Raw genomic sequence first — 24787 nt, forward strand, 5'->3', positions numbered from 1 at the left:
CCTTCAGAATTACACAACCTTTTTTTTTAAAAAAAACTCCGTTTGCGGATAAAATAGCCATCTTGTGCTTTTTCGCTGCATAACGATTATAAAAGAAGCGACTTCATGCCTATAATTCTAACTTTAGCAGCCTACTTGGCTCATAAATTCATAATGAATTAGCGAGTTATTTAACTGCCATCCTTTATTTCTTTTTATGGTTATCACTATGAACACACTTTTACGCCCTTATTTAGGTATCTATCCTTCTATTAATGCACGCGTTTTCATTGACCCATCTTCTGTTGTAATTGGAGATGTTCGCATAGCTGATGATGTCAGTATTTGGCCTCTCAGTGTTTTGCGTGGTGATGTTAACTATATCTCTATTGGCGCACGCACCAATATCCAAGATGGCTCAGTACTACATGTCACACATAAATCTGCCAGTAACCCTGAGGGGAACCCGTTAATTATTGGAGAAAATGTCACCATTGGTCATAAAGTCATGTTACATGGTTGCACTATAGGGAATAGAGTACTGGTTGGAATGGGCTCAATTGTTATTGATGGGGCTATAGTCGAAGATGACGTTATTATTGGAGCTAACAGTTTAGTAACTCAAGGAAAAAGGCTCGAGTCCGGTTACTTATATACAGGGAGCCCAGCAAAAGCCATCCGAAAATTGACTGATGCTGAGTTAGGTCATTTACGGTATTCAGCGAATAACTATGTTGAATGGAAAAATAACTATTTAGCTTCTGATAATACGTAAAGCCCGTCTTCACCATCGAAGCCTTGTTCAATCAAGGCTTCAAACTCTTCTTCTATATCCCATCGATACTGCTGAAATAGCCTCAGAGGTGTTTCTTCTTTACCATAGCGTTGAAATAGCAATGACTGAGGAATTGCACATTCGGCAAGCATTCCACTGATCAATACAGGAAAACGTACTTGCTTGGATAGCTCATCCCACTCTTCTCTATCAGGAAATTGAATTTGCTGATTCACCCTTTCAACTCCTTATATAAAGCAGATAAAACAGGTGTAATTTCAGGAAGAACGCCATGCCATAGCTTAAAAGAAAACGCAGCTTGTCCTACAAGCATACCCAAGCCATCCGCTATCTTAGTCACTTGGTGTTGAGCCGCAAATTCAAGGAAAGGAGTTAATGACGATTGATAAAACATGTCATAACATGCAACTTGATGGCTAAATACATTTGGATCAATTGCAGGAACCTCTCCATTCACACCAGATGAAGTCGCATTGATGATCAGATCAAAATCAGCAGATACGATCTGCGAGATCTCCTTCCCACATATTTTCCCTAGCGCAGAAAATTCGTTAATTAATAACTCAACCTTAGAAAAGGTTCTATTTGTTAAAGTGATATCACAGCCATATTCTAAAAGTGGCAATAATGCCCCACGTGTTGCACCACCAGCACCAACTATTAATATTCGGCTACTTGGATGTACAAAATTCAAACGCTGTAAATCTAACAAAAGCCCCATTCCGTCGGTGTTGTCTCCCAGTAGTCGATTATCATCAAGCTTCATGATCGTATTAACTGCGCCACAAGTTTGAGCTCTGGCTGTTAATTCAGAAACGGCCTGAAAGGCGCGCTCCTTAAATGGCAATGTAATGTTTGCGCCCTTTCCACCTTGTGAAAAAAACTCTATTAAGCTTTGTTCGAAAACCTCTACTGGTGCTAGGATTTTTTCATATTTCAGTGAAATACCTGTTTGCTCTGCAAACATTTTATGTATAACAGGTGATTTACTGTGTTGAATTGGATTGCCAAAAACCGCAAACATTTCCATCAATATTATCCTTTACGATATAGTTGCCCTGTTTTTGCGTCTCTTATTTCAGAAGGATTTTGGCGGCCACCCACTATTCCATCAAGGACAGGAACACTTCCTTTAAATTGAGCAATTACTTCTTCTGTTGTTCTACAAGGCTCTAAACCACTTAAATTTGCACTTGTAGACACTAAAGGTTTGCCATAATGACGGCATAAGCTTTTTACTAATTCATGGTCTGTGACTCTCACTGCAATCGTATCAAACCGGCCAGTCAACCATTTTGGCGTCGTTGTTTTTGCGGGGATAACCCATGTTACTGGCCCTGGCCATGTTGCAAACATCGCTTGTTTCTGATCTTCCGTTAACTGCTCATCATCTATATAGTCTTTTAATTGTTCATAGCTGTCAGCAATAAGGATTAATCCTTTTTCCCAAGGGCGTTGCTTCAATTCTAATAAATTATGTACTGCCTTTTCACTATCTGGGTCACAGCCTAAACCAAATACGGCTTCTGTTGGGTAGGCAATAACCTCCTCGTGTTGTAATGAACTTATGATACTTTCAATTGCAGGTGTAGATATATTTGACATAGTTTTAACTCATTATTCTTCTTGTTGCTTACCGCAGCGTTTGCTGGCACAAAATAATCTTACTCCCTGTCCCCCCCTTTTTTCCATAAGTAATGGATATTCACAATACTTACATTTACCAGTAATAGGCTTATTATTTAATATAAACTGACAGTTAGGGTAATTATCACAAGCATAAAAAGTCTTACCAAAACGCGATTTTCTCTGTAATAAATTCCCTGTTTGGCATTGCGGGCAAAAAATTTTAGTTTCACCCGGCTTATCAATTAGCTCAATATGTTCACATTCAGGATAATTACTACAACCAATAAACATGCCAAATCGACCTTGCTTCAGCACTAAATCATGACTACATTTAGGACAATGTTGACCACTTAATACTTTAATAATATGACTTTCTACTGTAGGCCTTAGCGGCCTCATATAATGACATTGTGGATAACTTGAACAACCTAAAAAAGGCCCATGTGAACTATTGCGGATAACAAGCAAGGAATCGCATTCTGGACAATGTTCATTTTTCTCTGTATCGAAGGGCAGTTGTTTAGACATGTTTTTCTCTACTGTTGCTTTTAACTAAGTGACTCTGGTATACCCACCAGCCCCCGAGCTAACTACTCCATTGATTTCCATCTCAGTTAATATGGTAATTATTTGAGTAACAGGAATTTGGGTCTGTTCTGCAATGACATCTACTGGTGTCGCTTGGTACCCCACCATACCTAAAATTTTATTTTCTACCACACTAAACTCAAGTGATACCTTCTCTATAGGCAATTCTGTTTGTATCCAATTTAACCCATCACCAATATGTTGCAATACATCTTCAGGTTCAGCTAATAGATAAGCTCCTTGCTGCAATAGCCAATGGTTACCATGGAATGCAGAATTACCCAATGGAGCAGGCAATGTAAATAAGTCACGGTTTTGCTCTAATGCATATCTAGCAGTTATTAGTGATCCACTTTTCATTCCAGCTTCAATGACAACAACTGCTTTACTTAACCCACTAATAATACGGTTTCTCTTGGGAAATTGCTTAGGTAATGGTGGTACATCCGGCCAATATTCTGAAATCAACGCACCATAATTTTTAATCTTTTCAGCTAATTCAGCATGTTGACGCGGGTAAATATTTGCTAATCCGCTACCTAAAACTGCGATTGTTTCACCTCTATTATCTAGAGCTGCTTTATGGCTTATACCGTCGATGCCTAATGCAAGCCCACTAGTGATGGTTATACCATGATGAACAAAGCTCTTTACAAACAGGTTAGTCCATATTCTCCCATATTCACTTGCTCTACGACTGCCAACTATAGCAATTTGAGGCGCTACCAATAATTCACTTTTTCCCACAACAAATAATAAAAGAGGAGGACTGTAGATTTGCTTTAATAAAAAAGGGTAATGGGAATCACAGTAAGTAATCATTTGATGATGTTTATCTGAAAGCCATGCTTGTACTTTTTCTAGCCGGTGCATAGAGACATTCATAAATTGTAATTGCTGTATTTCATTCAAACCATGATGGTGTAAAGCCTGATAGCTAATTTTATTTAGTTGTTTTAGCTCATTAATTATTCTTACTGCATTCAGGGGCAATAGCCTTTTAACTTGAGACATCCTTAACCAAATTTCTTGGGTATCCATTATTGTCATCCTGACTCATTAACAAATAGGTTCTTTAGTGAACAAATCATAACCAATACTGTCAATATGAAAGAGAAATGTCTAGAATAGTCATTAATTCCCATTCACATTTTGGAAACCGCTCGAAAAATTTATGTCAGTCTTAAACGTATTACATTATCCAGACGAACGCTTACGCACAATTGCTAAGCCAGTAGACAAAGTTGATGCTTCTATACAGCGTATCGTTGATGATATGTTCGATACCATGTATGAAGAAGAAGGTATTGGCCTTGCAGCAACTCAAGTCGATATCCACCAGCGAATCATCGTCATTGATGTGTCCGAAACTCGTGATGAGCGCTTAGTTCTTATTAACCCTGAATTGTTAGATAAATCTGGGGAAACAGGTATCGAAGAAGGTTGCTTGTCTATTCCGGAACAACATGGCTTCGTCCCTCGTGCTGAGCAGGTAAAAGTTCGTGCACTAAATTATAACGGCGAGTCTTTTGAACTAGAGGCTGATGGTTTATTAGCTATCTGTATCCAACATGAAATGGACCACCTTGTTGGTAAGCTATTTGTTGACTATTTATCGCCTTTAAAACGTCAGCGCATCCGCCAGAAAGTTGAAAAACTAGACAGACTAAGAGCAAAAGAAGCCAAGAATAGCTAGTTCGCTAAATATAAATAGGGAAATTAACGTGTCAGAGCCATTGAAAATTATTTTTGCAGGTACACCAGATTTTGCGGCCAAACACTTAGCTGCTCTCTTAGGTACCAGGCACCAAATCGTAGGCGTTCTCACTCGCCATGATAAACCTGCGGGGAGAGGTAAAAAGTTAACACCAAGCCCTGTCAAGGTTCTCGCTGAAGAAAACCAACTCCCTGTTTTTCAACCAATATCTCTTAGAGATAGCGAAAACCAGCAGTGGATAAAAGACCAAAATGCGGACTTAATGATAGTTGTTGCTTATGGATTGATTTTACCGCAAGCCGTTCTTGATATTCCTCGCTTAGGTTGCTTGAATGTTCACGGCTCTTTGTTACCTCGCTGGAGAGGAGCAGCACCAATTCAACGTTCTATTTGGGCTGGTGATACTGAAACGGGTGTGACTATTATGCAAATGGACGCAGGTTTAGATACTGGAGACATGCTTTACAAAGCAATTTGTCCAATTAGCGCTAGTGATACGAGCGCCTCGTTATATGATAAATTAGCAATAACAGGCCCTGAAGCATTAATTCATACTGTTGAGATGTTATCCGCAGGTCAATGCGTTGGTGAGAAACAAGACGATTCATTAGCAAATTATGCTGAAAAATTATCGAAAGAGGAAGCTCGCATTAATTGGCAAGATGATGCTGTACATATTGAGCGTTGTATTCGTGCTTTCAATCCTTGGCCAATGAGTTATTTCATGGTTGAAGAGCAACTCATTAAAGTTTGGCAAGCTGAAGTATTCACCGACGAACATGACAAGCAACCAGGAACAATTATTAGCGCTGATAAAAAAGGTATATGTATCGCCACAGGAAATGGCATACTAAATATTACTCAGCTACAACCGCCTGGCAAAAAAGCAATGAGTGCACAAGATATCCTAAACTCTCGTCGCGAATGGTTTACTCCAGAGCAAATTCTAGCATAACGAACTTGTAAACTGTCTGATACCTTCAGGCAGTTTTATTTCAGTCACTAATATATTCATCTTCACCATATGAAAAACACATATAATTTGCGTAGTATCGCGGCAACAGCAATTAATCAAGTCCTTGATAACGGACAATCACTAAGCACTGTATTGCCTGACTTACAACGCAATATCAATGATAAAGATAAAGCTTTATTACAAGAAATTTGCTTTGGCGTTTTACGTTATTTACCTAAGCTTGAATGGTTTATTAGTCAGCTAATGGAAAAACCATTAACTGGTAAACAAAGAACCCTGCATTACTTAATTATGGTAGGTATCTATCAGCTACTTTATACTCGCATTCCGCCTCATGCTGCATTAGCAGAAACAGTAAATGGAGCAGTAGCACTGAAAAAACCCCAATTAAAAGGGCTTATTAATGGCGTGTTGCGTTCATTTCAACGCCAACAAGTACAATTAGAAGAAAGAATTACTAACAACACTAGCCAATATTTACATCCAAGCTGGTTATTAAAACGCCTACAAACAGCCTATCCAGATGATTGGCAATCTATTATTGAAGCAAATAACCAACGCCCACCTATGTGGTTAAGAGTAAATTCTCAGCATCACACAGCTACACAATATCTTAATTTATTAGAGCAATCGGAGATAACCGCACATTTGCACTCTTCACATCCAAATGCTATCCGCTTAGATGAACCTACAGCTGTTTCTCGTCTTCCGGGCTTTGAAGATGGTTGGTCAACAGTACAAGATGTTTCAGCTCAAGGCTGTGCTGAATTACTAGAACCTCAAAATGGGGAAAATATTTTAGATTTATGTGCGGCACCTGGTGGAAAAACAACCCATATTTTAGAACTAGCACCTAAAGCAAATGTTATTGCCGTAGACATTGATGAATTGCGCCTTAAAAGAGTGAAAGAAAATTTAATTCGCCTAAAGCAACATGCTGTTGTTATACAAGGAGACGGAACACAGCCAGAAACATGGGCTCAAGGTCAGCAATTTGATCGTATTTTGCTTGATGCTCCTTGTTCCGCAACAGGCGTTATTCGACGTCATCCTGACATCAAATGGCTACGTCGTGATTCAGACATAAATGAATTAGCGCAACTACAATCTCAAATTCTCGAAGCTATCTGGCCTTATTTAAAACCGGGCGGCACACTAGTCTACGCGACTTGCTCAATTATGCCCGAAGAAAATGGAAAACAAATACAAAGTTTCCTATCTAAACATAATGACGCCTGTCTAAATGACGGAACTGATGCTGGATTACAAATATTACCCAGTACTAATGGTGGTGATGGTTTCTTTTATGCACGCTTAGTAAAAAAGGTGTAGGAAATGGTAGCCAGCTCTCTGATATAGGAATATGTAATGAAGATCATTATTCTAGGTGCTGGGCAAGTTGGCGGCACGCTTGCTGAAAATTTAGTTGATGAGAACAATGATATTACCGTCGTCGATACCGATGCTGATCGCTTACGTCAATTACAGGATCAATTCGATCTACGAGTGGTAAATGGCCATGGTTCTCACCCTAGAGTGCTTCGAGATGCAGGTGCAGAAGATGCAGATATGTTAGTAGCAGTGACCAATTCCGATGAAACTAACATGATTGCTTGCCAGATTGCCTATAGCCTATTTAATACCCCAAATAAAATAGCGCGCATCAGGGCAACTGAATATATCCGTGAATCCGACAAATTGTTCCTGCCTGAACAAATCCCGATTGACTACTTAATATCGCCTGAACAATTAGTTATCGATTATATCTATAAATTAATTCAATACCCTGGCGCTCTTCAAGTTGTAAACTTTGCAGAAGGTAAAGTCAGTATTGTTGCTGTAAAAGCTTATTACGGCGGTTCACTTGTAGGTAATGCTTTATCGAGTTTACGCGAACATATGCCACATATTGATACTCGCGTTGTCGCTATTTTCCGCCAAGATAGGCCTATCCGGCCTCAAGGCTCAACAATCATTGAAGCGGGAGACGAAGTTTTTTTTGTTGCTTCTACACAACATATCCGAGCCGTAATGAGTGAATTGCAAAGGTTAGAAAAGCCATACAAACGTTTGATGATAGTTGGTGGTGGCAACGTTGGAGCTGGTCTAGCAAGACGACTAGAAAAAGATTACAGCGTGAAACTTATTGAACGCAACCAGAAGCGTGCAACAGAACTTGCTGAGCTACTGCATGATACAATTGTGTTTTATGGAGATGCATCTGACCAAGAGTTACTCACTGAAGAGCACATTGAGCAAATGGATGTTTTTATTGCCCTAACAAATGATGATGAAGCTAATATTATGTCTGCTATGTTAGCTAAAAAAATGGGGGCTAAAAAAGCAATGGTGCTTATACAACGCTCTGCATACGTTGAACTTGTTCAAGGTGGGGTCATTGACATTGCAATTTCACCTCAACAAGCAACTATTTCCGCTTTACTAAGCCATGTAAGAAAAGCAGATATAGTCAATGTCTCATCTTTAAGAAGAGGTGTTGCAGAAGCGATTGAGGCAATTGCACACGGTGATGAAAATACGTCAAAAGTTGTTGGTAAAAAAATATCTGAAATTAAACTTCCTCCAGGAACTATTATTGGTGCAATTGTTCGAGAAGAAGAAGTCATTATAGCTAGCGATTACCATATTATTGAACAAGGTGACCATGTCATTATGTTTATTACCGATAAAAAGTATGTACCCGAAGTTGAAAAATTATTTCAACCAAGTCCATTCTTCTTATAAAAATAAAAATAGTAAATATTTGCAGCTTAATAATTCTAGCGACTATAATTTGTTAACCTAATGCATGTTTTGTTTCAATTGAGTTATTTATTAAGGGGTCGTCTAATGAGCTTTTTAAAAGATTTCCGCGAATTTGCCATGAAAGGTAATGTAGTGGATATGGCAGTCGGTATTATTATTGGTGCCGCATTTGGTAAAATTGTATCTTCATTAGTTGCTGATGTCATCATGCCTCCGCTAGGGTTACTAATCGGTGGTGTTGATTTCAAATCATTCAGCATCGTACTGAAAGAAGCACAGGGTGATTTACCCGCAGTTGTACTAAATTATGGAATGTTTATACAAACTGTTTTTGACTTTGTTATTGTTGCCTTTGCTATCTTTATGGCAATTAAAGTTATGAATAAAGTTCGCCGCGAAAAAGAAGCAGCACCAGCAGAGCCTGCACCACCTTCTAAAGAAGAAGTTCTATTATCAGAAATTCGTGATCTTTTGAAAGAACAAAATAAAAAATAACTAAAAGGCCAGTGGTAATACGTCAATAAACCTATTACCACTGGCCTCCCAGTTAACTGAATTCTTATTTTTTCCTTTTCTTGTGTAACTACCTTTCCCTTTTTTATTTTTTTCAACTCTTTGACGAAATAGTGGATCATGGAGTAATGCTTCAATCGCATTATCTTTAATCTCACCACGTTTATGTTGATATTTACTCATGATATACCTTCATATAGTTAGCTGATTATATAATTAATAAACTTTAGATGCGCCTTTTTCTAATATTTCCATAATAGAGCAATAAGTTGTCGCATGTTCTTCACCACAACATGCTGAACTTAACATCTTCAACGAATCGCGCATAATAATAAGCTCTTGTATCTTTTTTTCAACTTCAAGTAATCTAAGATCTACAATCTGTTTAGATTCCTGACAAGTATGATGTTCAGGATCAACCCGTATTGAAAGTAACTCAGTAATAGCTTCTAAAGTAAAGCCTAACTGTTTTGCATAACGAATAAAACGCAAACGCTGCAAGTCATGCTCAGTAAATAACCTATACCCACCTTCAGTTCTTTCTTTGTGTTCCATCAAACCTTGTTTTTCATAAAAACGAATTGTATCAGGCGTCACATCTGCAAGCCTAGCAATTTCACCTATCTTATACATGCTCATAACACTTACCTGTAAATATGGGTTAATCACAAAAAATTCAAGGGAACAAACCTATTAGGAAGACAAGAATAGCAGGTACAAAAAAACCGGGCAAATATACCCGGTTTTCTTGAAAGCGACGACAGATTACTCTGCAGCTGCTTCTTGAGACTCAACAGCACGGTCAACAAGCTCGATGTAAGCCATCGGAGCGTTGTCACCTGTACGGTAGCCACACTTAAGAATACGAGTGTAACCACCTGCACGAGCTGCGAAACGAGGTCCCAGTTCATTAAATAATTTTGCAACGATCTCGTTATCACGAGTACGTGCGAATGCCAGACGACGATTAGCTACGCTGTCGGTCTTGGCAAGAGTAATCAGCGGCTCAACGACGCGACGCAGTTCTTTCGCTTTAGGCAGAGTCGTCTTGATGATTTCATGACGAACTAAAGAACCTGCCATGTTACGGAACATAGCTTGGCGGTGGCTGCTGTTGCGGTTCAATTGACGACCACTCTTACGATGGCGCATGACCTTATCCTTCTCAGTAAAACCTTAACCTGTGATCTTAATCATCAGCAATACTTGCTGGTGGCCAATTTTCTAAGCGCATGCCCAGAGAAAGACCACGAGATGCCAAGACGTCCTTAATTTCAGTAAGAGATTTCTTACCAAGATTCGGAGTTTTAAGCAACTCAACTTCTGTACGCTGTACCAGATCACCGATGTAGTGGATAGCTTCTGCTTTGAGGCAGTTAGCAGAGCGGACAGTCAATTCCAGATCGTCAACTGGGCGCAATAAGATAGGATCGAATTCTGGTTTTTCTTCTTTAACTTCAGGCTGACGTACATCACGTAAGTCAACAAAAGCTTCAAGTTGTTCAGCCAGAATGGTTGCCGCACGGCGAATCGCCTCTTCAGGATCGATTGTACCGTTAGTTTCCATTTCAATAACTAACTTATCCAAGTCTGTACGTTGCTCAACACGAGCTGCTTCAACATTATAGGCTATACGCTCTACTGGGCTGTAGCAAGCATCGACTAACAAACGACCGATTGGGCGCTCATCTTCTTCCGAATGAACTCGGGCAGAAGCCGGCACATAACCACGACCACGCTGTACTTTAATTCGCATATTAATAGATGCGCTTTCGTCAGTCAGGTGGCAGATAACGTGCTGTGGCTTGACGATTTCGACATCACCATCATGGATGATGTCGGCTGCAGTCACAGGGCCAATGCCAGATTTATTCAAGGTTAAAATAACTTCATCTTTCCCCTGAACTTTTACCGCCAGCCCTTTCAGGTTGAGGAGAATCTCCAGGATATCTTCCTGTACACCTTCTTTGGTGCTGTACTCATGCAGTACACCATCAATTTCAACCTCTGTCACCGCACAACCCGGCATAGACGAAAGCAGAATACGGCGCAGTGCGTTACCAAGAGTATGGCCAAAGCCACGCTCTAAAGGCTCAAGGGTCACCTTAGCGTGCGTCGAACTCACTTGCTCGATATCTACCAGGCGCGGTTTTAGAAACTCTGTCACAGAACCCTGCATTGTGTCCTCTCTTTGGTGCTAAGCTTTACTTGGAGTAAAGCTCGACGATCAGGTGTTCGTTAATGTCCGCAGACAAGTCAGTACGTTCAGGAATACGTTTGAACACACCTTCCATTTTAGCAGCATCAACTTCCAGCCAAGTTGGCTTCTCACGCTGTTCAGCCAGCTCTAAAGCAGCCTTAATACGAGACTGTTTTTTAGCTTTCTCACGAACGCTGATAACGTCATTCGGGGAAACCTGATAAGAAGCGATATTAACTACGCGACCATTTACCATGATAGCTTTGTGGCTAACCATTTGACGTGCTTCTGCGCGAGTTGCGCCAAAGCCCATACGGTAAACGACGTTATCAAGACGACCTTCAAGCAAAGTCAGCAGGTTTTCACCTGTGTTGCCTTTCAGACGTGTTGCTTCTTTGTAATAGTTACGGAATTGACGTTCCAGAACACCGAACATACGACGAACTTTTTGTTTTTCACGTAACTGGACACCATAGTCAGACAGACGCGGTTTACGCGCACCGTGCTGGCCTGGAGCCTGTTCTAATTTACACTTGGTGTCAATCGCGCGAACACCAGACTTCAGAAAGAGGTCTGTTCCTTCGCGACGGCTCAGCTTGAGCTTAGGACCCAAATATCTAGCCATTTTCTTTCTCCAACAGTCCTAAAAAAAACGAAACGTATTAAACGCGACGTTTTTTCGGTGGGCGACAACCGTTATGAGGGATAGGAGTCACATCAGTAATATTAGTGATGCGGAAACCAGCGGCGTTCAGAGCACGAATTGTTGATTCGCGACCCGGACCCGGTCCCTTAACCATAACTTCCAGGTTTTTGATTCCGTATTCTTTCACAGCTTCTGCGCAACGCTCTGCTGCAACCTGAGCTGCGAACGGAGTAGATTTGCGAGAACCACGGAAACCGGAACCACCGGCAGTTGCCCAACCTAATGCGTTACCTTGACGGTCAGTAATAGTAACGATTGTGTTGTTGAAAGAAGCATGGATATGAGCCACACCGTCTGAGACTTGTTTTCTTACACGCTTACGTGCACGAATTGGTGCTTTTGCCATTATTCAATACCCCGACTTATTTCTTGATCGGCTTACGCGGACCCTTACGGGTACGAGCGTTAGTCTTAGTACGCTGTCCGCGCACAGGAAGACCACGACGATGACGTAAACCACGGTAACATCCAAGGTCCATCAGACGCTTGATGCTCAGGGTAATTTCACGACGTAAGTCACCTTCTACAACGTATTTAGCAACTTCGTCACGCAGCTTGTCGATTTGTTCTTCAGACAGCTCACTGATCTTAACATTTTCAGCAATACCTGTTGCTTCACAGATAGCCTGTGAGCGGGTCTTACCGATACCGAAAATCGATGTTAAAGCGATTACAGTATGTTTATGATCAGGAATGTTAATGCCTGCTATACGGGCCACTATGCACTCCTAAGTTAAAATATACATTACTGTGCTGAAAAGCCCGTTTTCAGGATACTCAAACAATAATGTATCTTAGATAAAAAAGATTGGCTGGCTAATTTAGCCAGCTCAACCCAACTTTGCAAGAAAAAAATGCTTTTTCTTAACCTTGACGTTGTTTATGTCTTGGTTCAACACTGCAAATTACGCGAACGCTACCATTGCGACGAATAATTTTGCAGTTACGGCATAATTTCTTGACGGAAGCACGAACTTTCATTTTTACTCTCCGTAACTTCTAAGCAAACCATAATCACACTGAGTGATTACTTACCTTTCAGATTTGCTTTCTTCAATGCAGACTCATACTGACTTGACATCATCAGAGTTTGCACTTGAGCCATAAAGTCCATGATAACGACAACCACGATTAAGAGGGAAGTACCACCAAAGTAAAAAGGTACTTTCATTGCGTCACGCATGAACTCCGGGATTAGGCAGATGAAGGTAATATATAATGCACCAACTAATGTTAAGCGGGTCATTACCTTATCAATGTACTTGGCCGTTTGCTCTCCCGGACGAATTCCTGGTACAAATGCACCGGACTTCTTCAGGTTATCTGCTGTTTCTCTTGGGTTGAAAACCAACGCCGTATAGAAGAAACAGAAGAAGATGATCGCAGATGCATAAAGTAACACATATAACGGTTGACCAGGCTGCAAATACATAGAAATTGTAGTCAGCCAGTCCCAGCCAGTTCCATCACCAAACCAAGAAGCTATTGTACCCGGGAATAGTATGATACTGGAAGCAAAAATTGCAGGAATTACACCCGCCATATTCACTTTTAACGGTAAATGCGTACTTTGTGCTGCATAAACACGGCGCCCTTGCTGGCGTTTAGCGTAATTAACGACAATACGACGTTGACCACGTTCCATAAACACAACAAAGAAAGTAACCGCGAATACTAACACCGCAACCAACAGCAACAGGAGGAAGTGCAGATCGCCTTGCCGAGCTTGCTCGATGGTATGGCCAATAGCCGGCGGTAACCCCGCAACAATACCAGCGAAGATAATGATAGAAATACCGTTACCGATACCTCTTTCAGTTATCTGCTCACCTAACCACATTAGGAACATAGTCCCTGTGACTAAGCTAACAACTGCCGTAAAGTAGAACGGGAGGCCTGGATCAATGACTAACCCTTGCATCCCTGGCATATTCGGTAGACCCATTGCAATACCAATAGATTGGAATATTGCTAATACCAGAGTACCCCAGCGAGTATATTGGCTTATCTTCCGACGACCTGCTTCTCCTTCCTTCTTGATCTCTGCTAATCGTGGATTAACCACTGATAATAATTGGATAATGATCGATGCCGAAATATACGGCATGATACCCAAAGCAAAGATAGAAGCACGGCTAAGAGCACCACCAGAGAACATGTTAAACATTTCAATGATGGTGCCTTGTTGCTGTTCGAGCAATTTGGCAAGCACAGTGGCATCAATACCAGGGATTGGAATAAAAGAACCAATTCGGAAAACAATTAGCGCACCAATTACAAACAAAAGTCTGCGTTTAAGTTCGCCAGCTCCACCCTTGGCACTTTGAAAATCTAATCCTGGTTGTTTAGCCATCTGTCACTTATTCCTCAATTTTACCGCCGGCAGCTTCGATTGCAGCGCGAGCACCTTTAGTAACACGAAGGCCACGTACAGTAACTGCACGGTTCACTTCGCCAGACAGAATAACTTTAGCATATTCAATCTGGATGCCAACAACGTTCGCGGCTTTCAGTGCGTTCAGATCAATAACATCGCCTTCAACAGCAGCAAAATCAGACAGACGAATCTCTGCAGTGATCATTGCTTTACGTGAAGTAAAGCCGAATTTCGGCAAACGACGGTATAAAGGCATCTGGCCACCTTCGAAACCACGACGTACGCCACCGCCAGAACGAGATTTCTGACCTTTGTGACCACGGCCGCCGGTTTTACCCAGACCAGAACCGATACCACGACCTACGCGTTTAGGCGCGTGCTTGGCACCTTCAGCCGGAGACAGAGTATTTAAACGCATCTCTTACTCCTCAACTTTAACCATGTAGGAAACCAAGTTGACCATACCACGTACAGCAGGAGTATCCTCGCGCTCTACTGTATGACCAATGCGACGCAGACCTAAACCGACCAGTGTTGCCTTATGCTTAGGCAGACGACCGATTGAACTGCGAACTTGTGTAATTTTAATAGTCTTAGCCATAGCCGATTACCCCAGAATTTCTTCGACGGATTTTCCACGCTTAGCTGCGACCATTTCTGGAGACTTCATGCTGTCTAAAGCATCCAGTGTTGCACGAACCACGTTGATTGGGTTTGTGGAACCATAGGTTTTAGCCAGTACGTTGCGAACTCCAGCTACTTCTAAAACAGCACGCATTGCACCGCCGGCAATGATACCGGTACCTTCGTGAGCAGGTTGCATAAACACACGAGAACCAGTGTGTGTACCTTTCACAGGGTGGAACAATGTGCCGTTGTTTAGAGCAACGGTTTTCATACTGCGACGGGCTTTTTCCATCGCTTTCTGGATTGCTGCCGGAACTTCGCGCGCTTTGCCGTAGCCAAAACCAACGCGACCGTTACCATCACCAACTACAGTCAGTGCGGTAAAGCTGAAAATACGGCCACCTTTAACGGTTTTTGCTACGCGGTTTACCGCGATCAGCTTTTCCTGCAGTTCGCCAGCTTGTTTCTCGATGTGAGCCATCTTACACCTCTACCTTAGAACTGAAGGCCAGCTTCACGGGCAGCATCTGCCAGTGCCTGGACTCTACCATGATATTGGAAACCAGAACGGTCAAAAGCAACAACAGTGATGCCTTTTTCCAGTGCGCGTTCAGCAACTAATTTACCAACAATTGCTGCTGCGTCTTTGTTTCCAGTAAACTTAACTTGTTCATTGATAGCTTTTTCTGTAGTAGAAGCTGCAACCAATGTTTCAGAACCGTTTGGTGCGATAACCTGCGCATAAATATGGCGTGGAGTACGATGTACCACCAGGCGAGTCGCACCCAATTCTTGGATCTTACGGCGTGCGCGGGTCGCACGACGGATACGAGCTGCTTTCTTATCCATAGTGTTACCTTACTTCTTCTTAGCCTCTTTGGTACGCACGATTTCATCGGCGTAACGAACACCTTTACCTTTGTAAGGTTCAGGACGACGGTAAGCACGCAGTTCTGCTGCAACTTGACCAATCACTTGCTTATCCGCACCTTTCAGTACGATTTCAGTTTGTGTTGGGCATTCAGCAGTAATGCCTGCTGGCAGTGCGTGTTCAACCGGATGCGAGAAACCTAAAGACAAGCTTACAGCATTGCCTTTGATTGCTGCACGGTAACCAACACCGACCAGTTGAAGCTTTTTAGTGAAGCCTTCGGTAACACCAACAACCATTGCATTACACAGTGAACGAGTAGTACCCGCTTGTGCCCATGCATCATCAAAACCTTCGCGTGGTGCGAAAGTCAGTTGATTGTCTTCGCTTTTAACTTCAACTGCATTATGGATAGTACGAGTAAGCTCGCCGTTTTTACCCTTAATCGAAATAACCTGACCGTTGAGTTTTACCTCTACGCCGGCAGGAATGACGACGGGTGCTTTTGCCACACGAGACATTCTTTCCTCCCGAATTAAGCTACGTAGCAGAGAATCTCGCCACCAAGACCAGCTTGGCGAGCTGCACGATCAGTCATGACACCTTTAGAGGTAGAAACAACAGCGATACCTAAACCAGCCATAACTTGTGGCAGCTCATCTTTTTTCTTATAGATGCGCAGACTTGGGCGGCTTACACGCTGAATGCTTTCTACAACAGCCTTACCTTGGAAATAACGTAAAGTCAGTTCCAGTTCTGGCTTGATGTCGCCTTCAATTTTAAAATCTTCAATATAACCTTCTTCCTTCAGCACTTTGGCAATTGCCACTTTCAGCTTGGAGGAAGGCATGGTGACCGCAACTTTGTTCGCGGCCTGACCGTTACGGATACGGGTCAGCATATCCGCGATGGGATCTTGCATGCTCATCTGTCTTTACTCCCGTGATTCAAATGGAATTACCAACTTGCCTTTTTAAGGCCCGGGATTTCACCGCGCATAGCGGCTTCACGGACTTTAATACGGCTCAGACCAAACTTCCGCAGGAAACCGTGCGGACGCCCTGTTTGACGGCAGCGGTTACGCTGACGAGAAGGACTTGAATCACGTGGCAGTGTTTGCAGCTTGAGAACAGCGTCCCAGCGATCTTCATCAGATGCTTTAACATCAGAGATGATAGCTTTCAGTTCTACGCGTTTTGCGAAGAATTTCTCAGCTAATTTAGCACGTTTAACATCACGCGCTTTCATAGATTTCTTAGCCATGAGTACCCTGCCTTACTTGCGGAACGGGAAGTTGAACGCTGCTAACAGTGCGCGACCTTCGTCATCTGATTTCGCAGTAGTGGTGATAGTAATATCTAAACCACGTACGCGATCCACTTTATCGTAATCGATTTCAGGGAAGATGATTTGTTCACGAACACCCATGCTGTAGTTACCGCGACCATCGAAAGACTTAGCGGACAAGCCACGGAAGTCACGAATACGTGGTACAGCAATAGAAATCAGACGCTCAAGGAACTCCCACATGCGTTCGCCACGCAGGGTTACTTTACAGCCGATTGGATAGCCCTGACGGATTTTGAAGCCTGCAACAGATTTGCGTGCTTTGGTGATCAAAGGTTTTTGACCTGAGATCGCTGTTAAATCAGCTGCTGCGTTATCCAGCAGTTTTTTATCAGCAATCGCTTCACCAACACCCATATTCAGGGTGATCTTCTCGACCCGAGGGACTTGCATGACAGAAGTGTAGCTAAACTCAGTCATGAGCTTATTAACTACTTCGTCTTTATAGTAATCATGCAGTTTCGCCATCGTATACTCCAAAAATTACTTGATAGTTTCACTGTTAGATTTGAAGAAACGGACTTTTTTGCCGTCTTCGAATCTAAAGCCTACACGGTCAGCCTTACCAGTTGCCGCGTTAAAGATTGCAACGTTAGAAACTTGAATAGCCGCTTCTTTTTCAACGATGCCACCTGGTTGGTTCAGAGCCGGTACAGGCTTCTGATGTTTTTTAACCAGATTGATACCTTCAACGATAACTTTACTAGAAGAAATAACCTGCTTTACTTTACCGCGCTTACCTTTGTCTTTCCCAGTTAGCACGATAACTTCGTCATCACGACGGATTTTCGCTGCCATAGTTTCGCTCCTTAGAGTACTTCAGGTGCCAGAGAGATAATTTTCATAAACTTCTCGTTACGAAGTTCACGAGTTACCGGCCCAAAAATACGCGTACCGATTACTTGCTCGCTGTTATTATTTAATAACACACAAGCATTACCATCGAAGCGAATGACAGAACCGTCAGGGCGACGTACACCCTTCTTGGTGCGCACCACTACCGCTTTCAGGACATCACCCTTTTTAACTTTACCGCGTGGAATTGCTTCTTTAACAGTAATTTTAATGATGTCGCCTACATGTGCATAGCGACGGTGCGAGCCACCTAGAACCTTGATACACATTACGCGACGTGCACCGGAGTTGTCGGCCACGTTCAGCATAGTCTGTTCTTGGATCATTTTAGTGCTCCGCTAAATGTCAACTACTACTGAGCCACCTCATTATGAAGAGGCCGTTCAAATATACCCATACTACGAGGGCGCGGCATTATAACACCACATCATCGTGTTGGACAGAAAAAAATAAACGGCTCAATCAAAAAGAGCCGTTTATTCATCAGGAAAAGTTATTCTATTACAGAACAGCTTTTTCTACAACGCGAACTAAGGCCCAAGACTTAGTCTTAGACAGTGGACGAGTTTGGCGGATTTCTACCACGTCACCGATTCCACATTCATTGTTCTCGTCATGTACGTGCAATTTAGTCGTACGACGGATGAATTTACCATACAGAGGGTGTTTCACCATACGCTCGATAGCAACAACAATAGATTTCTCCATTTTATCGCTAACTACACGACCTTGCAGAGTACGGATTTTATCGCTCATTACGCACCTGCCTTCTCAGTCAGTAAAGTCTTCACACGTGCGATATCGCGACGCACTTGTTTCAACAGATGAGACTGTTGCAGCTGACCACTTGCAGCCTGCATACGTAAATTAAATTGTTCACGTAGCAGGTTCAAAAGTTCAGCATTCAGCTCTTCAACGCTTTTTTCGCGCAGCTCTTGTGCTTTCATTACATCACCGTCTTAGTTACAAAGGTGGTTTTGATAGGCAGTTTCGCTGCTGCCAGAGAGAATGCCTCACGAGCCAGCTCTTCAGGCACACCGTCCATTTCGTACAGTACTTTACCAGGCTGGATTAAGGCAACCCAATATTCTACGTTACCTTTACCTTTACCCATACGAACTTCGAGTGGTTTCTCAGTGATTGGTTTGTCTGGGAACACACGGATCCAGATTTTACCTTGACGCTTAATAGCACGGGTCATAGCACGACGTGCCGCTTCGATCTGACGTGCAGTCAGACGACCACGGCCAACAGCTTTAAGACCGAAAGTGCCGAAGCTAACATCCGTACCTTGCGCTAGACCACGGTTGCGGCCTTTGTGCACCTTACGGAATTTTGTACGCTTTGGTTGTAACATCAGCGACTCTCCTTACTTGCGGCCTTTACGCTGCTGCTTTTTAGGTTGAGCAGCTGGTTTCTCAGCTTGTTCAACAGCAGCCATACCACCCAGAATCTCACCTTTGAAGATCCATACCTTAACGCCGAGAACACCGTAAGTGGTGTGCGCTTCTGAAGTGTTGTAATCGATATCAGCACGTAATGTGTGCAGTGGCACACGGCCTTCACGATACCACTCGGTACGAGCGATTTCAGCACCACCTAAGCGGCCACTGACTTCAACTTTAATACCTTTAGCGCCCAGACGCATTGCGTTCTGTACTGCACGCTTCATAGCACGACGGAACATAACACGACGTTCCAGCTGTGAAGAAATGCTGTCAGCAACTAATTTAGCGTCTAGTTCTGGTTTACGAACTTCGGCGATATTGATTTGCGCAGGAACACCAGCGATATCCGCTACTGTTTTACGCAGTTTTTCAACGTCTTCACCTTTCTTACCGATAACGATACCTGGGCGAGCAGTGTGAATAGTCACACGGATGCTTTTCGCAGGACGTTCGATAACGATGCGAGAGATTGACGCTTTTGCCAATTCTTTATTCAAGTACTGGCGTACTTTAAAATCGCTGTCTAGGTTGTCAGCGAATTCATTGGTGTTCGCATACCAAGTAGAGTTCCAAGGTTTGACAATACCCAGGCGAATACCATTAGGATGTACTTTCTGACCCATTGCTAGTCTCCAGAGTCTCAGCGATCGGACACAACCACAGTAATGTGGCTGGTGCGCTTAAGAATACGATCTGCACGGCCTTTCGCACGCGGCATGATGCGTTTCATGGTTGGACCTTCGTCTACGAAAATTTTCGCAACTTTCAGGTCATCAATGTCAGCGCCATCGTTTTGCTCTGCGTTAGCAATTGCAGATTCAAGTACTTTCTTCACTAAACCAGCAGCTTTCTTGTTGGTGTAGGTCAGAATTTCCAGAGCTTGCGACACTTTCTTACCGCGAATCAGGTCGGCAACTAAGCGAACCTTCTGGGCAGAAGAACGAGCGTGGCGATGCATAGCTAAAGTTTCCATCTCTTCCTCCTATCCTTAACGTTTCTTAGCTTTCTTATCTGCCGCGTGGCCGCGATAAGTGCGAGTCGGTGCGAATTCACCCAGTTTGTGACCAACCATTTCGTCGGTTACGAAAACTGGAACATGCTGACGACCATTATGGACAGCGATGGTCAATCCGATCATATTAGGAAAGATCGTTGAACGACGGGACCAAGTCTTAAGAGGCTTCTTGTCTCCGCTTTCCACCGCTTTCTCTACCTTCTTCAGCAAGTGCAGGTCAATAAAAGGACCTTTCTTGAGAGAACGTGGCATGGTTTATCCTCTAATTATTTTTTAGAACGATGACGTACGATGAATTGATCAGTACGCTTGTTGCTACGAGTTTTCTTACCTTTGGTTTGAACGCCCCATGGTGTTACTGGGTGTTTACCAAAGTTACGGCCTTCACCACCACCATGTGGATGGTCAACTGGGTTCATCGCAGTACCGCGAACGGTAGGACGAATACCACGCCAGCGGCTAGCACCAGCTTTACCGAGAACACGTAACATATGTTCAGCGTTACCAACTTCACCAAGAGTTGCACGGCAATCAGCTAAAACTTTACGCATTTCACCAGAACGTAAACGTAATGAGACATAAGCGCCATCACGAGCAACGATTTGAGCGTAAGTACCTGCTGAACGCGCTAACTGTCCACCTTTACCTGGTTTCAGTTCGATATTATGAACTGTAGAACCAACAGGGATATTGCGCATCGGCAGTGCATTACCAGCTTTGATTGCTGAATCAACACCAGATTGAATCTGGTCACCAGCTTTCAAGCCTTTTGGTGCAAGAATATAACGACGTTCACCGTCTTTATATAGAACCAGTGCAATGTTCGCAGAACGATTTGGATCATATTCCAAACGCTCAACAACTGCAGGAATACCATCTTTGTTGCGTTTAAAGTCAACTAAACGATAATGCTGCTTATGGCCACCACCGATGTGACGGGTAGTGATACGGCCATTGTTGTTACGACCACCGGATTTGCTGTTTTTTTCTAACAGCGGAGCATAAGGCTTACCCTTATGCAGCTCAGGGTTAACCACTTTAACTACGTGGCGACGGCCCGGAGACGTAGGTTTACATTTAACAACTGCCATTGTTCTTTACTCCTCCGACTTACTCAGCACCGCTAATGAAGTCCAAATTTTGGCCTTCTTTCAGCGTGACGTAAGCTTTTTTCCAGTCGCTACGACGACCGAAACGCTGACCGTGGCGTTTAGTTTTGCCTTTAACCAGCAAAGTGTTAACACCTTCAACTTCGACTTCAAACAGTTTCTGTACAGCAGCTTTGATTTCTGCTTTAGTCGCGTCTTTCGCAACTTTGAGAACGATGGTATTGCTTTTTTCCATCGCTGTAGAAGCTTTTTCAGATACATGCGGCGCGCGCAGTACTTTCAGCAGACGTTCTTCACGGATCATGCCAGCATCTCCTCAACTTGCTTCACAGCATCAGCAGTCATAACCACTTTGTCGAAGGCGATCAGGCTAACTGGGTCAATACCTGCTGCATCACGAACGTCAACCTTATACAGGTTACGTGCTGCTAAAAACAGATTTTCATCTAATTCAGCAGTGATGATCAGAACATCTTCCAGAGCCATATCTTTCAGTTTCTGTGCCAGCAACTTAGTTTTAGGTGCTTCAACAGAGAACTTCTCGACAACGATCAGACGATCTTGACGTACCAACTCAGAGAGGATGCTTTTTAAAGCACCACGGTACATCTTCTTATTAACTTTTTGACTGTGGTCCTGTGGTTTAGCTGCGAAGCTAACACCACCAGAGCGCCAAATTGGGCTCTTTACTGAACCAGAACGTGCACGGCCAGTACCTTTTTGACGCCATGGTTTTTTACCTGAACCAGAAACTTCAGCACGAGTTTTCTGAGCACGAGTACCTTGACGAGCACCAGCTGCATACGCAACAACTACTTGGTGAACAAGCGCTTCATTGAAATCACGCCCGAAGGTAGTTTCGGAAACAGTCAGCGCGCTTTGCGCGTCTTTCATTACCAATTCCATTCCTATCTCCTCGACGTTAAGCCTTGACAGCCGGTTTTACGATCAGGTTGCTACCAGTTGCTCCTGGAACAGCACCTTTGACCAGCAGCAGGTTGCGCTCAGCGTCAACACGTACTACATCTAAGCTTTGAACAGTTACACGTTCATTACCCAGTTGGCCTGCCATTTTCTTGCCTTTAAACACTTTGCCCGGAGTCTGGTTTTGACCGATAGAACCCGGAACACGGTGAGACAAGGAGTTACCGTGAGTAGCATCTTGAGTACGGAAATTCCAGCGCTTAACTGTGCCGGCAAAACCTTTACCTTTAGATGTACCAGTAACGTCGACTTTTTTAACGTCAGCGAAAATTTCAACGCTAATGCTTTGACCTACTGTGTATTCTGCACTGTCTTCAATGCGGAATTCACGTAGGATACGGCCAGCTTCGACGCCAGCTTTAGCGAAATGACCTGCTTCAGGCTTAGTTACACGGTTAGCTTTTTTGCTCCCGGTAGTAACCTGAATTGCATTATAACCGTCAGTTTCTGCAGTTTTAACCTGAGTAACACGGTTATTTTCAATTTCGATAACAGTTACAGGTATAGAAACGCCATCTTCAGTGAAGATACGAGTCATACCGACTTTCTTACCGACTAAACCTTTCATTGTTTCAACCTCTCAATCGTTCGACGACCTGATTAACCCAGGCTGATCTGCACGTCAACGCCGGCAGCCAGGTCCAGACGCATCAGAGCATCAACGGTCTTTTCGGTTGGCTCAACGATGTCAACCAGACGCTTGTGAGTGCGAATTTCGTACTGATCACGCGCATCTTTGTTAACGTGCGGAGAAATCAGAACGGTAAAACGCTCTTTACGTGTCGGCAGCGGGATAGGACCACGAACTTGCGCACCAGTGCGCTTAGCAGTCTCTACGATTTCCGCAGTTGATTGATCGATTAAACGATGATCAAAAGCTTTCAGGCGGATACGGATTCTTTGGTTCTGCATGAGACCAGAGCTCCAACTATTTTATAAACGTAAATGATTACTCCTCGTACCCATTTCGATTGATGGGAGAGTGTAATCGTTCTTGATGTAACTTCCAAATCGGAAGTATTGTCTAAATGAGCAACAAATCGTTGACTCAATACTGAGATTTCAGTCCTAAAATATAGGGCTTACTCATCAGTAAGCCCGCGCATTATACGTAAATTATAGGGAAACACAAGTAATCGAGGAAAATATGTGCATTTTTTTTGAAGAGACTCATCAAAAAGCCTCTCAGCCTTAGGAAGTGAAGTGACTGAGAGGCTTTTAATACAAGTTTACTTAGCAAATAGCTATGTAAATACTAAATTACTCTTCTTTAACTTGCGCTTGAAGATAGTTTTGAATTCCTAATCGAGTAATTAGTTCTAATTGCGTTTCTATCCAATCAATATGGTTTTCTTCATCTGCTAAGATTTCAATCATCAGGTCTCGACTAACGTAGTCATGAACCGAATCTGCGTATTTAATAGCTTCTTTTAGGTTTTTCGCCCCATCGATTTCAAGCTGCAAATCTGACTTCAGCATTTCTTCAACATCTTCGCCAATATTTAACTTACCAAGATCTTGTAGGTTAGGAATACCTTCGAGAAAAAGAATTCGCTCTATATATTTGTCCGCGTGCTTCATTTCATCAATTGATTCGTGATATTCCATCTCATTGAGGCGTGTAAGTCCCCAATTTTTAAACATACGAGCATGCAAAAAATATTGGTTGATTGCAACTAACTCATTGCCCAGTAGTTTATTTAGGTGGGCTATCATTTTTTTATCACCTTTCATTGCTACCCTCCATCGCTTCCAGTCTTTTAAGTGTAGTACTGAAATTGATGTTAGTGTAATTTTTACGCAATGTATTTAAACCAAAAGTGATAAATTTGGTGGGAATAATTTGAATGGTATAAGATACTATGCAACCTCAGCGGCACACTCATCCTCAAAAATCATTTGCTCTTCATATAAAATCGCCTTTGTCTGCCTAATGCATTTCCCGCATTCTAAGCCTACAGGCAAAATCTGTCGTAGCCCTTTCAGTGAGGTTACTTGATACTTTCTTGCAGCATTTCTGATCTGTTTATCAGTAATCGCTTCACAAAGACAAATGTACATGGTGCTTACCTGTATAAATCACATACAGATATTTTAAATAAAAATGATTTGCATTTCAATTATCATTCAAAATGATTTACAAAGATCATTTATTACAAATAAGTTTGTTACACGAACAATTTAAATCAAAAGAATAGATTACGGACAAGATAAGTAATTTTGTTTATGACAACAAAAAAGGGCACCTAATAAGGTGCCCCTCTTTAAAACTAAATAAAGCTAT

At 42.6% G+C, this 24787-nt stretch carries 43 protein-coding genes; 6 read left to right on the forward strand and 37 right to left on the reverse strand.

All coding sequences use genetic code 11. The features are described from left to right. The first annotated feature begins 208 nt into the window (after positions 1–208). Entirely contained in the window at positions 209–754 is a 546-nt protein-coding gene (locus PSE72_RS19440; RefSeq protein ID WP_115168132.1) for a gamma carbonic anhydrase family protein, read from the forward strand. Here the strand turns inward: PSE72_RS19440 and PSE72_RS19445 are convergent. Genes PSE72_RS19445 through dprA form a run of 5 tightly spaced genes read right to left on the reverse strand, consistent with a single transcriptional unit; the run spans position 730 to position 4033 of the window. Next, complete coding sequence (locus PSE72_RS19445; RefSeq protein ID WP_115168133.1) at positions 730–990, reverse strand: DUF1488 domain-containing protein; 261 nt, start codon at positions 988–990, stop codon at positions 730–732. The two genes, PSE72_RS19440 and PSE72_RS19445, sit on opposite strands and share 25 nt — an antisense overlap. Continuing rightward, positions 987–1805 carry a shikimate dehydrogenase gene (aroE, locus tag PSE72_RS19450; RefSeq protein ID WP_115168134.1) on the reverse strand — a complete coding sequence of 273 codons (819 nt, stop codon included), beginning with the start codon at positions 1803–1805 and terminating at the stop codon, positions 987–989. Before aroE ends, PSE72_RS19445 begins: the two co-directional genes overlap by 4 nt. 5 nt (positions 1806–1810) lie before the next feature. Beyond that, on the reverse strand, positions 1811–2380 hold the full coding sequence (gene tsaC, locus PSE72_RS19455) for an L-threonylcarbamoyladenylate synthase type 1 TsaC (RefSeq protein WP_115168135.1): 570 nt from the start codon (positions 2378–2380) through the stop codon (positions 1811–1813). A gap of 12 nt (positions 2381–2392) precedes the next feature. Next, a complete protein-coding gene (locus PSE72_RS19460) occupies positions 2393–2932 on the reverse strand; it encodes a DNA topoisomerase family protein (RefSeq protein WP_115168136.1) in 540 nt (179 codons plus the stop codon). A 24-nt stretch (positions 2933–2956) separates the two neighbouring features. Then, positions 2957–4033: a DNA-processing protein DprA gene (dprA, locus tag PSE72_RS19465; protein WP_115168137.1), complete on the reverse strand. Its 1077-nt coding sequence runs from the start codon at positions 4031–4033 to the stop codon at positions 2957–2959. A gap of 133 nt (positions 4034–4166) precedes the next feature. Between dprA and def the strand changes: the two genes are divergently transcribed. The 5 genes from def (at position 4167) to mscL (ending at position 8946) form a co-directional block, all read left to right on the forward strand. Continuing rightward, positions 4167–4688: a peptide deformylase gene (gene def / locus PSE72_RS19470; RefSeq protein WP_004907170.1), complete on the forward strand. Its 522-nt coding sequence runs from the start codon at positions 4167–4169 to the stop codon at positions 4686–4688. Between the two features lie 28 nt (positions 4689–4716). Then, on the forward strand, positions 4717–5664 hold the full coding sequence (gene fmt, locus PSE72_RS19475; protein WP_004907167.1) for a methionyl-tRNA formyltransferase: 948 nt from the start codon (positions 4717–4719) through the stop codon (positions 5662–5664). A 69-nt stretch (positions 5665–5733) separates the two neighbouring features. Next, positions 5734–7017 carry a 16S rRNA (cytosine(967)-C(5))-methyltransferase RsmB gene (gene rsmB, locus PSE72_RS19480; protein WP_198642168.1) on the forward strand — a complete coding sequence of 428 codons (1284 nt, stop codon included), beginning with the start codon at positions 5734–5736 and terminating at the stop codon, positions 7015–7017. 36 nt (positions 7018–7053) lie between these two features. Continuing rightward, positions 7054–8430, forward strand: coding sequence for a Trk system potassium transporter TrkA (gene trkA, locus PSE72_RS19485; protein ID WP_115168139.1), 1377 nt, complete (start codon positions 7054–7056; stop codon positions 8428–8430). Positions 8431–8535: 105 nt separating this feature from the next. Then, on the forward strand, positions 8536–8946 hold the full coding sequence (gene mscL / locus PSE72_RS19490; RefSeq protein WP_004907161.1) for a large-conductance mechanosensitive channel protein MscL: 411 nt from the start codon (positions 8536–8538) through the stop codon (positions 8944–8946). Here mscL and PSE72_RS19495 read toward each other — a convergent pair whose 3' ends face one another. The 32 genes from PSE72_RS19495 to bfd all read right to left on the reverse strand — a co-directional run bounded on the left by PSE72_RS19495 (position 8947) and on the right by bfd (position 24564). Then, positions 8947–9147 (reverse strand): alternative ribosome-rescue factor A, encoded by a 201-nt coding sequence (locus tag PSE72_RS19495; RefSeq protein WP_164529260.1) that lies wholly within the window; start codon positions 9145–9147, stop codon positions 8947–8949. 33 nt (positions 9148–9180) lie between these two features. Further along, complete coding sequence (gene zntR, locus PSE72_RS19500; RefSeq protein ID WP_004907154.1) at positions 9181–9597, reverse strand: Zn(2+)-responsive transcriptional regulator; 417 nt, start codon at positions 9595–9597, stop codon at positions 9181–9183. Positions 9598–9729: 132 nt separating this feature from the next. Further along, positions 9730–10116, reverse strand: coding sequence for a 50S ribosomal protein L17 (gene rplQ, locus PSE72_RS19505; protein WP_004907152.1), 387 nt, complete (start codon positions 10114–10116; stop codon positions 9730–9732). A gap of 37 nt (positions 10117–10153) precedes the next feature. Next, positions 10154–11143: a DNA-directed RNA polymerase subunit alpha gene (locus PSE72_RS19510; RefSeq protein WP_004907150.1), complete on the reverse strand. Its 990-nt coding sequence runs from the start codon at positions 11141–11143 to the stop codon at positions 10154–10156. A 25-nt stretch (positions 11144–11168) separates the two neighbouring features. Then, positions 11169–11789 carry a 30S ribosomal protein S4 gene (gene rpsD, locus PSE72_RS19515; protein WP_004907147.1) on the reverse strand — a complete coding sequence of 207 codons (621 nt, stop codon included), beginning with the start codon at positions 11787–11789 and terminating at the stop codon, positions 11169–11171. Positions 11790–11826: 37 nt separating this feature from the next. Then, on the reverse strand, positions 11827–12216 hold the full coding sequence (gene rpsK, locus PSE72_RS19520; protein WP_002919257.1) for a 30S ribosomal protein S11: 390 nt from the start codon (positions 12214–12216) through the stop codon (positions 11827–11829). 16 nt (positions 12217–12232) lie between these two features. After that, on the reverse strand, positions 12233–12589 hold the full coding sequence (rpsM, locus tag PSE72_RS19525; protein WP_004907144.1) for a 30S ribosomal protein S13: 357 nt from the start codon (positions 12587–12589) through the stop codon (positions 12233–12235). A gap of 145 nt (positions 12590–12734) precedes the next feature. Further along, entirely contained in the window at positions 12735–12851 is a 117-nt protein-coding gene (rpmJ, locus tag PSE72_RS19530) for a 50S ribosomal protein L36 (protein ID WP_004265484.1), read from the reverse strand. A 46-nt stretch (positions 12852–12897) separates the two neighbouring features. Continuing rightward, a complete protein-coding gene (gene secY, locus PSE72_RS19535) occupies positions 12898–14223 on the reverse strand; it encodes a preprotein translocase subunit SecY (protein WP_004265481.1) in 1326 nt (441 codons plus the stop codon). Between the two features lie 7 nt (positions 14224–14230). Then, entirely contained in the window at positions 14231–14665 is a 435-nt protein-coding gene (gene rplO, locus PSE72_RS19540; protein WP_004265478.1) for a 50S ribosomal protein L15, read from the reverse strand. A gap of 3 nt (positions 14666–14668) precedes the next feature. Further along, positions 14669–14848 (reverse strand): 50S ribosomal protein L30, encoded by a 180-nt coding sequence (gene rpmD / locus PSE72_RS19545; protein ID WP_004265475.1) that lies wholly within the window; start codon positions 14846–14848, stop codon positions 14669–14671. A gap of 6 nt (positions 14849–14854) precedes the next feature. After that, positions 14855–15355 (reverse strand): 30S ribosomal protein S5, encoded by a 501-nt coding sequence (rpsE, locus tag PSE72_RS19550; protein ID WP_004265471.1) that lies wholly within the window; start codon positions 15353–15355, stop codon positions 14855–14857. A gap of 14 nt (positions 15356–15369) precedes the next feature. Next, positions 15370–15723: a 50S ribosomal protein L18 gene (gene rplR / locus PSE72_RS19555; protein WP_004907138.1), complete on the reverse strand. Its 354-nt coding sequence runs from the start codon at positions 15721–15723 to the stop codon at positions 15370–15372. Positions 15724–15732: 9 nt separating this feature from the next. Beyond that, positions 15733–16266 carry a 50S ribosomal protein L6 gene (gene rplF, locus PSE72_RS19560; protein ID WP_004265464.1) on the reverse strand — a complete coding sequence of 178 codons (534 nt, stop codon included), beginning with the start codon at positions 16264–16266 and terminating at the stop codon, positions 15733–15735. 14 nt (positions 16267–16280) lie between these two features. Then, positions 16281–16673: a 30S ribosomal protein S8 gene (gene rpsH, locus PSE72_RS19565; RefSeq protein ID WP_004907134.1), complete on the reverse strand. Its 393-nt coding sequence runs from the start codon at positions 16671–16673 to the stop codon at positions 16281–16283. A 29-nt stretch (positions 16674–16702) separates the two neighbouring features. Continuing rightward, positions 16703–17008: a 30S ribosomal protein S14 gene (gene rpsN, locus PSE72_RS19570; RefSeq protein WP_004265458.1), complete on the reverse strand. Its 306-nt coding sequence runs from the start codon at positions 17006–17008 to the stop codon at positions 16703–16705. Positions 17009–17020: 12 nt separating this feature from the next. Continuing rightward, positions 17021–17560, reverse strand: a complete 540-nt coding sequence (rplE, locus tag PSE72_RS19575; protein WP_004265455.1) for a 50S ribosomal protein L5 — start codon at positions 17558–17560, stop codon at positions 17021–17023. Between the two features lie 15 nt (positions 17561–17575). Beyond that, complete coding sequence (gene rplX, locus PSE72_RS19580; RefSeq protein ID WP_004265452.1) at positions 17576–17890, reverse strand: 50S ribosomal protein L24; 315 nt, start codon at positions 17888–17890, stop codon at positions 17576–17578. A gap of 11 nt (positions 17891–17901) precedes the next feature. Then, positions 17902–18273 carry a 50S ribosomal protein L14 gene (rplN, locus tag PSE72_RS19585; RefSeq protein ID WP_004265449.1) on the reverse strand — a complete coding sequence of 124 codons (372 nt, stop codon included), beginning with the start codon at positions 18271–18273 and terminating at the stop codon, positions 17902–17904. A 175-nt stretch (positions 18274–18448) separates the two neighbouring features. Then, a complete protein-coding gene (gene rpsQ / locus PSE72_RS19590; RefSeq protein ID WP_004265446.1) occupies positions 18449–18703 on the reverse strand; it encodes a 30S ribosomal protein S17 in 255 nt (84 codons plus the stop codon). Next, positions 18703–18894: a 50S ribosomal protein L29 gene (gene rpmC / locus PSE72_RS19595; protein ID WP_004265442.1), complete on the reverse strand. Its 192-nt coding sequence runs from the start codon at positions 18892–18894 to the stop codon at positions 18703–18705. The genes rpsQ and rpmC overlap by 1 nt, the downstream gene beginning before the upstream one ends. Next, positions 18894–19304: a 50S ribosomal protein L16 gene (gene rplP / locus PSE72_RS19600; RefSeq protein WP_004265436.1), complete on the reverse strand. Its 411-nt coding sequence runs from the start codon at positions 19302–19304 to the stop codon at positions 18894–18896. The genes rpmC and rplP overlap by 1 nt, the downstream gene beginning before the upstream one ends. 12 nt (positions 19305–19316) lie before the next feature. Continuing rightward, complete coding sequence (rpsC, locus tag PSE72_RS19605; protein ID WP_004907131.1) at positions 19317–20018, reverse strand: 30S ribosomal protein S3; 702 nt, start codon at positions 20016–20018, stop codon at positions 19317–19319. 17 nt (positions 20019–20035) lie between these two features. Continuing rightward, on the reverse strand, positions 20036–20368 hold the full coding sequence (gene rplV, locus PSE72_RS19610; RefSeq protein WP_004265430.1) for a 50S ribosomal protein L22: 333 nt from the start codon (positions 20366–20368) through the stop codon (positions 20036–20038). Between the two features lie 15 nt (positions 20369–20383). Beyond that, positions 20384–20662 (reverse strand): 30S ribosomal protein S19, encoded by a 279-nt coding sequence (gene rpsS / locus PSE72_RS19615; protein ID WP_004265426.1) that lies wholly within the window; start codon positions 20660–20662, stop codon positions 20384–20386. A gap of 14 nt (positions 20663–20676) precedes the next feature. Beyond that, positions 20677–21501 (reverse strand): 50S ribosomal protein L2, encoded by an 825-nt coding sequence (rplB, locus tag PSE72_RS19620; protein ID WP_004907128.1) that lies wholly within the window; start codon positions 21499–21501, stop codon positions 20677–20679. Between the two features lie 19 nt (positions 21502–21520). Continuing rightward, positions 21521–21823, reverse strand: a complete 303-nt coding sequence (gene rplW, locus PSE72_RS19625; protein ID WP_004265420.1) for a 50S ribosomal protein L23 — start codon at positions 21821–21823, stop codon at positions 21521–21523. Further along, on the reverse strand, positions 21820–22425 hold the full coding sequence (gene rplD / locus PSE72_RS19630) for a 50S ribosomal protein L4 (protein ID WP_004265418.1): 606 nt from the start codon (positions 22423–22425) through the stop codon (positions 21820–21822). The genes rplW and rplD overlap by 4 nt, the downstream gene beginning before the upstream one ends. A gap of 16 nt (positions 22426–22441) precedes the next feature. Then, positions 22442–23071, reverse strand: coding sequence for a 50S ribosomal protein L3 (gene rplC / locus PSE72_RS19635; RefSeq protein WP_004265414.1), 630 nt, complete (start codon positions 23069–23071; stop codon positions 22442–22444). Between the two features lie 32 nt (positions 23072–23103). After that, positions 23104–23415, reverse strand: a complete 312-nt coding sequence (gene rpsJ / locus PSE72_RS19640) for a 30S ribosomal protein S10 (RefSeq protein WP_001181005.1) — start codon at positions 23413–23415, stop codon at positions 23104–23106. A 348-nt stretch (positions 23416–23763) separates the two neighbouring features. Then, a complete protein-coding gene (gene bfr, locus PSE72_RS19645) occupies positions 23764–24237 on the reverse strand; it encodes a bacterioferritin (RefSeq protein WP_210838205.1) in 474 nt (157 codons plus the stop codon). A gap of 126 nt (positions 24238–24363) precedes the next feature. Further along, a complete protein-coding gene (gene bfd, locus PSE72_RS19650) occupies positions 24364–24564 on the reverse strand; it encodes a bacterioferritin-associated ferredoxin (protein WP_115168140.1) in 201 nt (66 codons plus the stop codon). Positions 24565–24787 lie beyond the last annotated feature (223 nt).

Origin of the sequence: Providencia sp. PROV116 (assembly GCF_028482485.1) — a bacterium.
GTDB classification, from domain to species: Bacteria; Pseudomonadota; Gammaproteobacteria; order Enterobacterales; family Enterobacteriaceae; genus Providencia; species Providencia rettgeri.

Coding starts and splice junctions, on each gene's coding strand:
- PSE72_RS19440 (WP_115168132.1), top strand. CDS start 209: ATGAACACACTTTTACGCCCTTATTTAGGTATCTATCCTTCTATTAAT.
- aroE (WP_115168134.1), bottom strand. CDS start 1,805: ATGGAAATGTTTGCGGTTTTTGGCAATCCAATTCAACACAGTAAATCA.
- tsaC (WP_115168135.1), bottom strand. CDS start 2,380: ATGTCAAATATATCTACACCTGCAATTGAAAGTATCATAAGTTCATTA.
- PSE72_RS19460 (WP_115168136.1), bottom strand. CDS start 2,932: ATGTCTAAACAACTGCCCTTCGATACAGAGAAAAATGAACATTGTCCA.
- dprA (WP_115168137.1), bottom strand. CDS start 4,033: ATGGATACCCAAGAAATTTGGTTAAGGATGTCTCAAGTTAAAAGGCTA.
- def (WP_004907170.1), top strand. CDS start 4,167: ATGTCAGTCTTAAACGTATTACATTATCCAGACGAACGCTTACGCACA.
- rsmB (WP_198642168.1), top strand. CDS start 5,734: ATGAAAAACACATATAATTTGCGTAGTATCGCGGCAACAGCAATTAAT.
- trkA (WP_115168139.1), top strand. CDS start 7,054: ATGAAGATCATTATTCTAGGTGCTGGGCAAGTTGGCGGCACGCTTGCT.
- mscL (WP_004907161.1), top strand. CDS start 8,536: ATGAGCTTTTTAAAAGATTTCCGCGAATTTGCCATGAAAGGTAATGTA.
- PSE72_RS19495 (WP_164529260.1), bottom strand. CDS start 9,147: ATGAGTAAATATCAACATAAACGTGGTGAGATTAAAGATAATGCGATT.
- zntR (WP_004907154.1), bottom strand. CDS start 9,597: ATGTATAAGATAGGTGAAATTGCTAGGCTTGCAGATGTGACGCCTGAT.
- rplQ (WP_004907152.1), bottom strand. CDS start 10,116: ATGCGCCATCGTAAGAGTGGTCGTCAATTGAACCGCAACAGCAGCCAC.
- PSE72_RS19510 (WP_004907150.1), bottom strand. CDS start 11,143: ATGCAGGGTTCTGTGACAGAGTTTCTAAAACCGCGCCTGGTAGATATC.
- rpsD (WP_004907147.1), bottom strand. CDS start 11,789: ATGGCTAGATATTTGGGTCCTAAGCTCAAGCTGAGCCGTCGCGAAGGA.
- rpsK (WP_002919257.1), bottom strand. CDS start 12,216: ATGGCAAAAGCACCAATTCGTGCACGTAAGCGTGTAAGAAAACAAGTC.
- rpmJ (WP_004265484.1), bottom strand. CDS start 12,851: ATGAAAGTTCGTGCTTCCGTCAAGAAATTATGCCGTAACTGCAAAATT.
- secY (WP_004265481.1), bottom strand. CDS start 14,223: ATGGCTAAACAACCAGGATTAGATTTTCAAAGTGCCAAGGGTGGAGCT.
- rplO (WP_004265478.1), bottom strand. CDS start 14,665: ATGCGTTTAAATACTCTGTCTCCGGCTGAAGGTGCCAAGCACGCGCCT.
- rpmD (WP_004265475.1), bottom strand. CDS start 14,848: ATGGCTAAGACTATTAAAATTACACAAGTTCGCAGTTCAATCGGTCGT.
- rpsE (WP_004265471.1), bottom strand. CDS start 15,355: ATGGCTCACATCGAGAAACAAGCTGGCGAACTGCAGGAAAAGCTGATC.
- rplR (WP_004907138.1), bottom strand. CDS start 15,723: ATGGATAAGAAAGCAGCTCGTATCCGTCGTGCGACCCGCGCACGCCGT.
- rplF (WP_004265464.1), bottom strand. CDS start 16,266: ATGTCTCGTGTGGCAAAAGCACCCGTCGTCATTCCTGCCGGCGTAGAG.
- rpsH (WP_004907134.1), bottom strand. CDS start 16,673: ATGAGCATGCAAGATCCCATCGCGGATATGCTGACCCGTATCCGTAAC.
- rpsN (WP_004265458.1), bottom strand. CDS start 17,008: ATGGCTAAGAAATCTATGAAAGCGCGTGATGTTAAACGTGCTAAATTA.
- rplE (WP_004265455.1), bottom strand. CDS start 17,560: ATGGCGAAACTGCATGATTACTATAAAGACGAAGTAGTTAATAAGCTC.
- rplX (WP_004265452.1), bottom strand. CDS start 17,890: ATGGCAGCGAAAATCCGTCGTGATGACGAAGTTATCGTGCTAACTGGG.
- rplN (WP_004265449.1), bottom strand. CDS start 18,273: ATGATCCAAGAACAGACTATGCTGAACGTGGCCGACAACTCCGGTGCA.
- rpsQ (WP_004265446.1), bottom strand. CDS start 18,703: ATGAGCGATAAAATCCGTACTCTGCAAGGTCGTGTAGTTAGCGATAAA.
- rpmC (WP_004265442.1), bottom strand. CDS start 18,894: ATGAAAGCACAAGAGCTGCGCGAAAAAAGCGTTGAAGAGCTGAATGCT.
- rplP (WP_004265436.1), bottom strand. CDS start 19,304: ATGTTACAACCAAAGCGTACAAAATTCCGTAAGGTGCACAAAGGCCGC.
- rpsC (WP_004907131.1), bottom strand. CDS start 20,018: ATGGGTCAGAAAGTACATCCTAATGGTATTCGCCTGGGTATTGTCAAA.
- rplV (WP_004265430.1), bottom strand. CDS start 20,368: ATGGAAACTTTAGCTATGCATCGCCACGCTCGTTCTTCTGCCCAGAAG.
- rpsS (WP_004265426.1), bottom strand. CDS start 20,662: ATGCCACGTTCTCTCAAGAAAGGTCCTTTTATTGACCTGCACTTGCTG.
- rplB (WP_004907128.1), bottom strand. CDS start 21,501: ATGGCAGTTGTTAAATGTAAACCTACGTCTCCGGGCCGTCGCCACGTA.
- rplW (WP_004265420.1), bottom strand. CDS start 21,823: ATGATCCGTGAAGAACGTCTGCTGAAAGTACTGCGCGCGCCGCATGTA.
- rplD (WP_004265418.1), bottom strand. CDS start 22,425: ATGGAATTGGTAATGAAAGACGCGCAAAGCGCGCTGACTGTTTCCGAA.
- rplC (WP_004265414.1), bottom strand. CDS start 23,071: ATGAAAGGTTTAGTCGGTAAGAAAGTCGGTATGACTCGTATCTTCACT.
- rpsJ (WP_001181005.1), bottom strand. CDS start 23,415: ATGCAGAACCAAAGAATCCGTATCCGCCTGAAAGCTTTTGATCATCGT.
- bfr (WP_210838205.1), bottom strand. CDS start 24,237: ATGAAAGGTGATAAAAAAATGATAGCCCACCTAAATAAACTACTGGGC.
- bfd (WP_115168140.1), bottom strand. CDS start 24,564: ATGTACATTTGTCTTTGTGAAGCGATTACTGATAAACAGATCAGAAAT.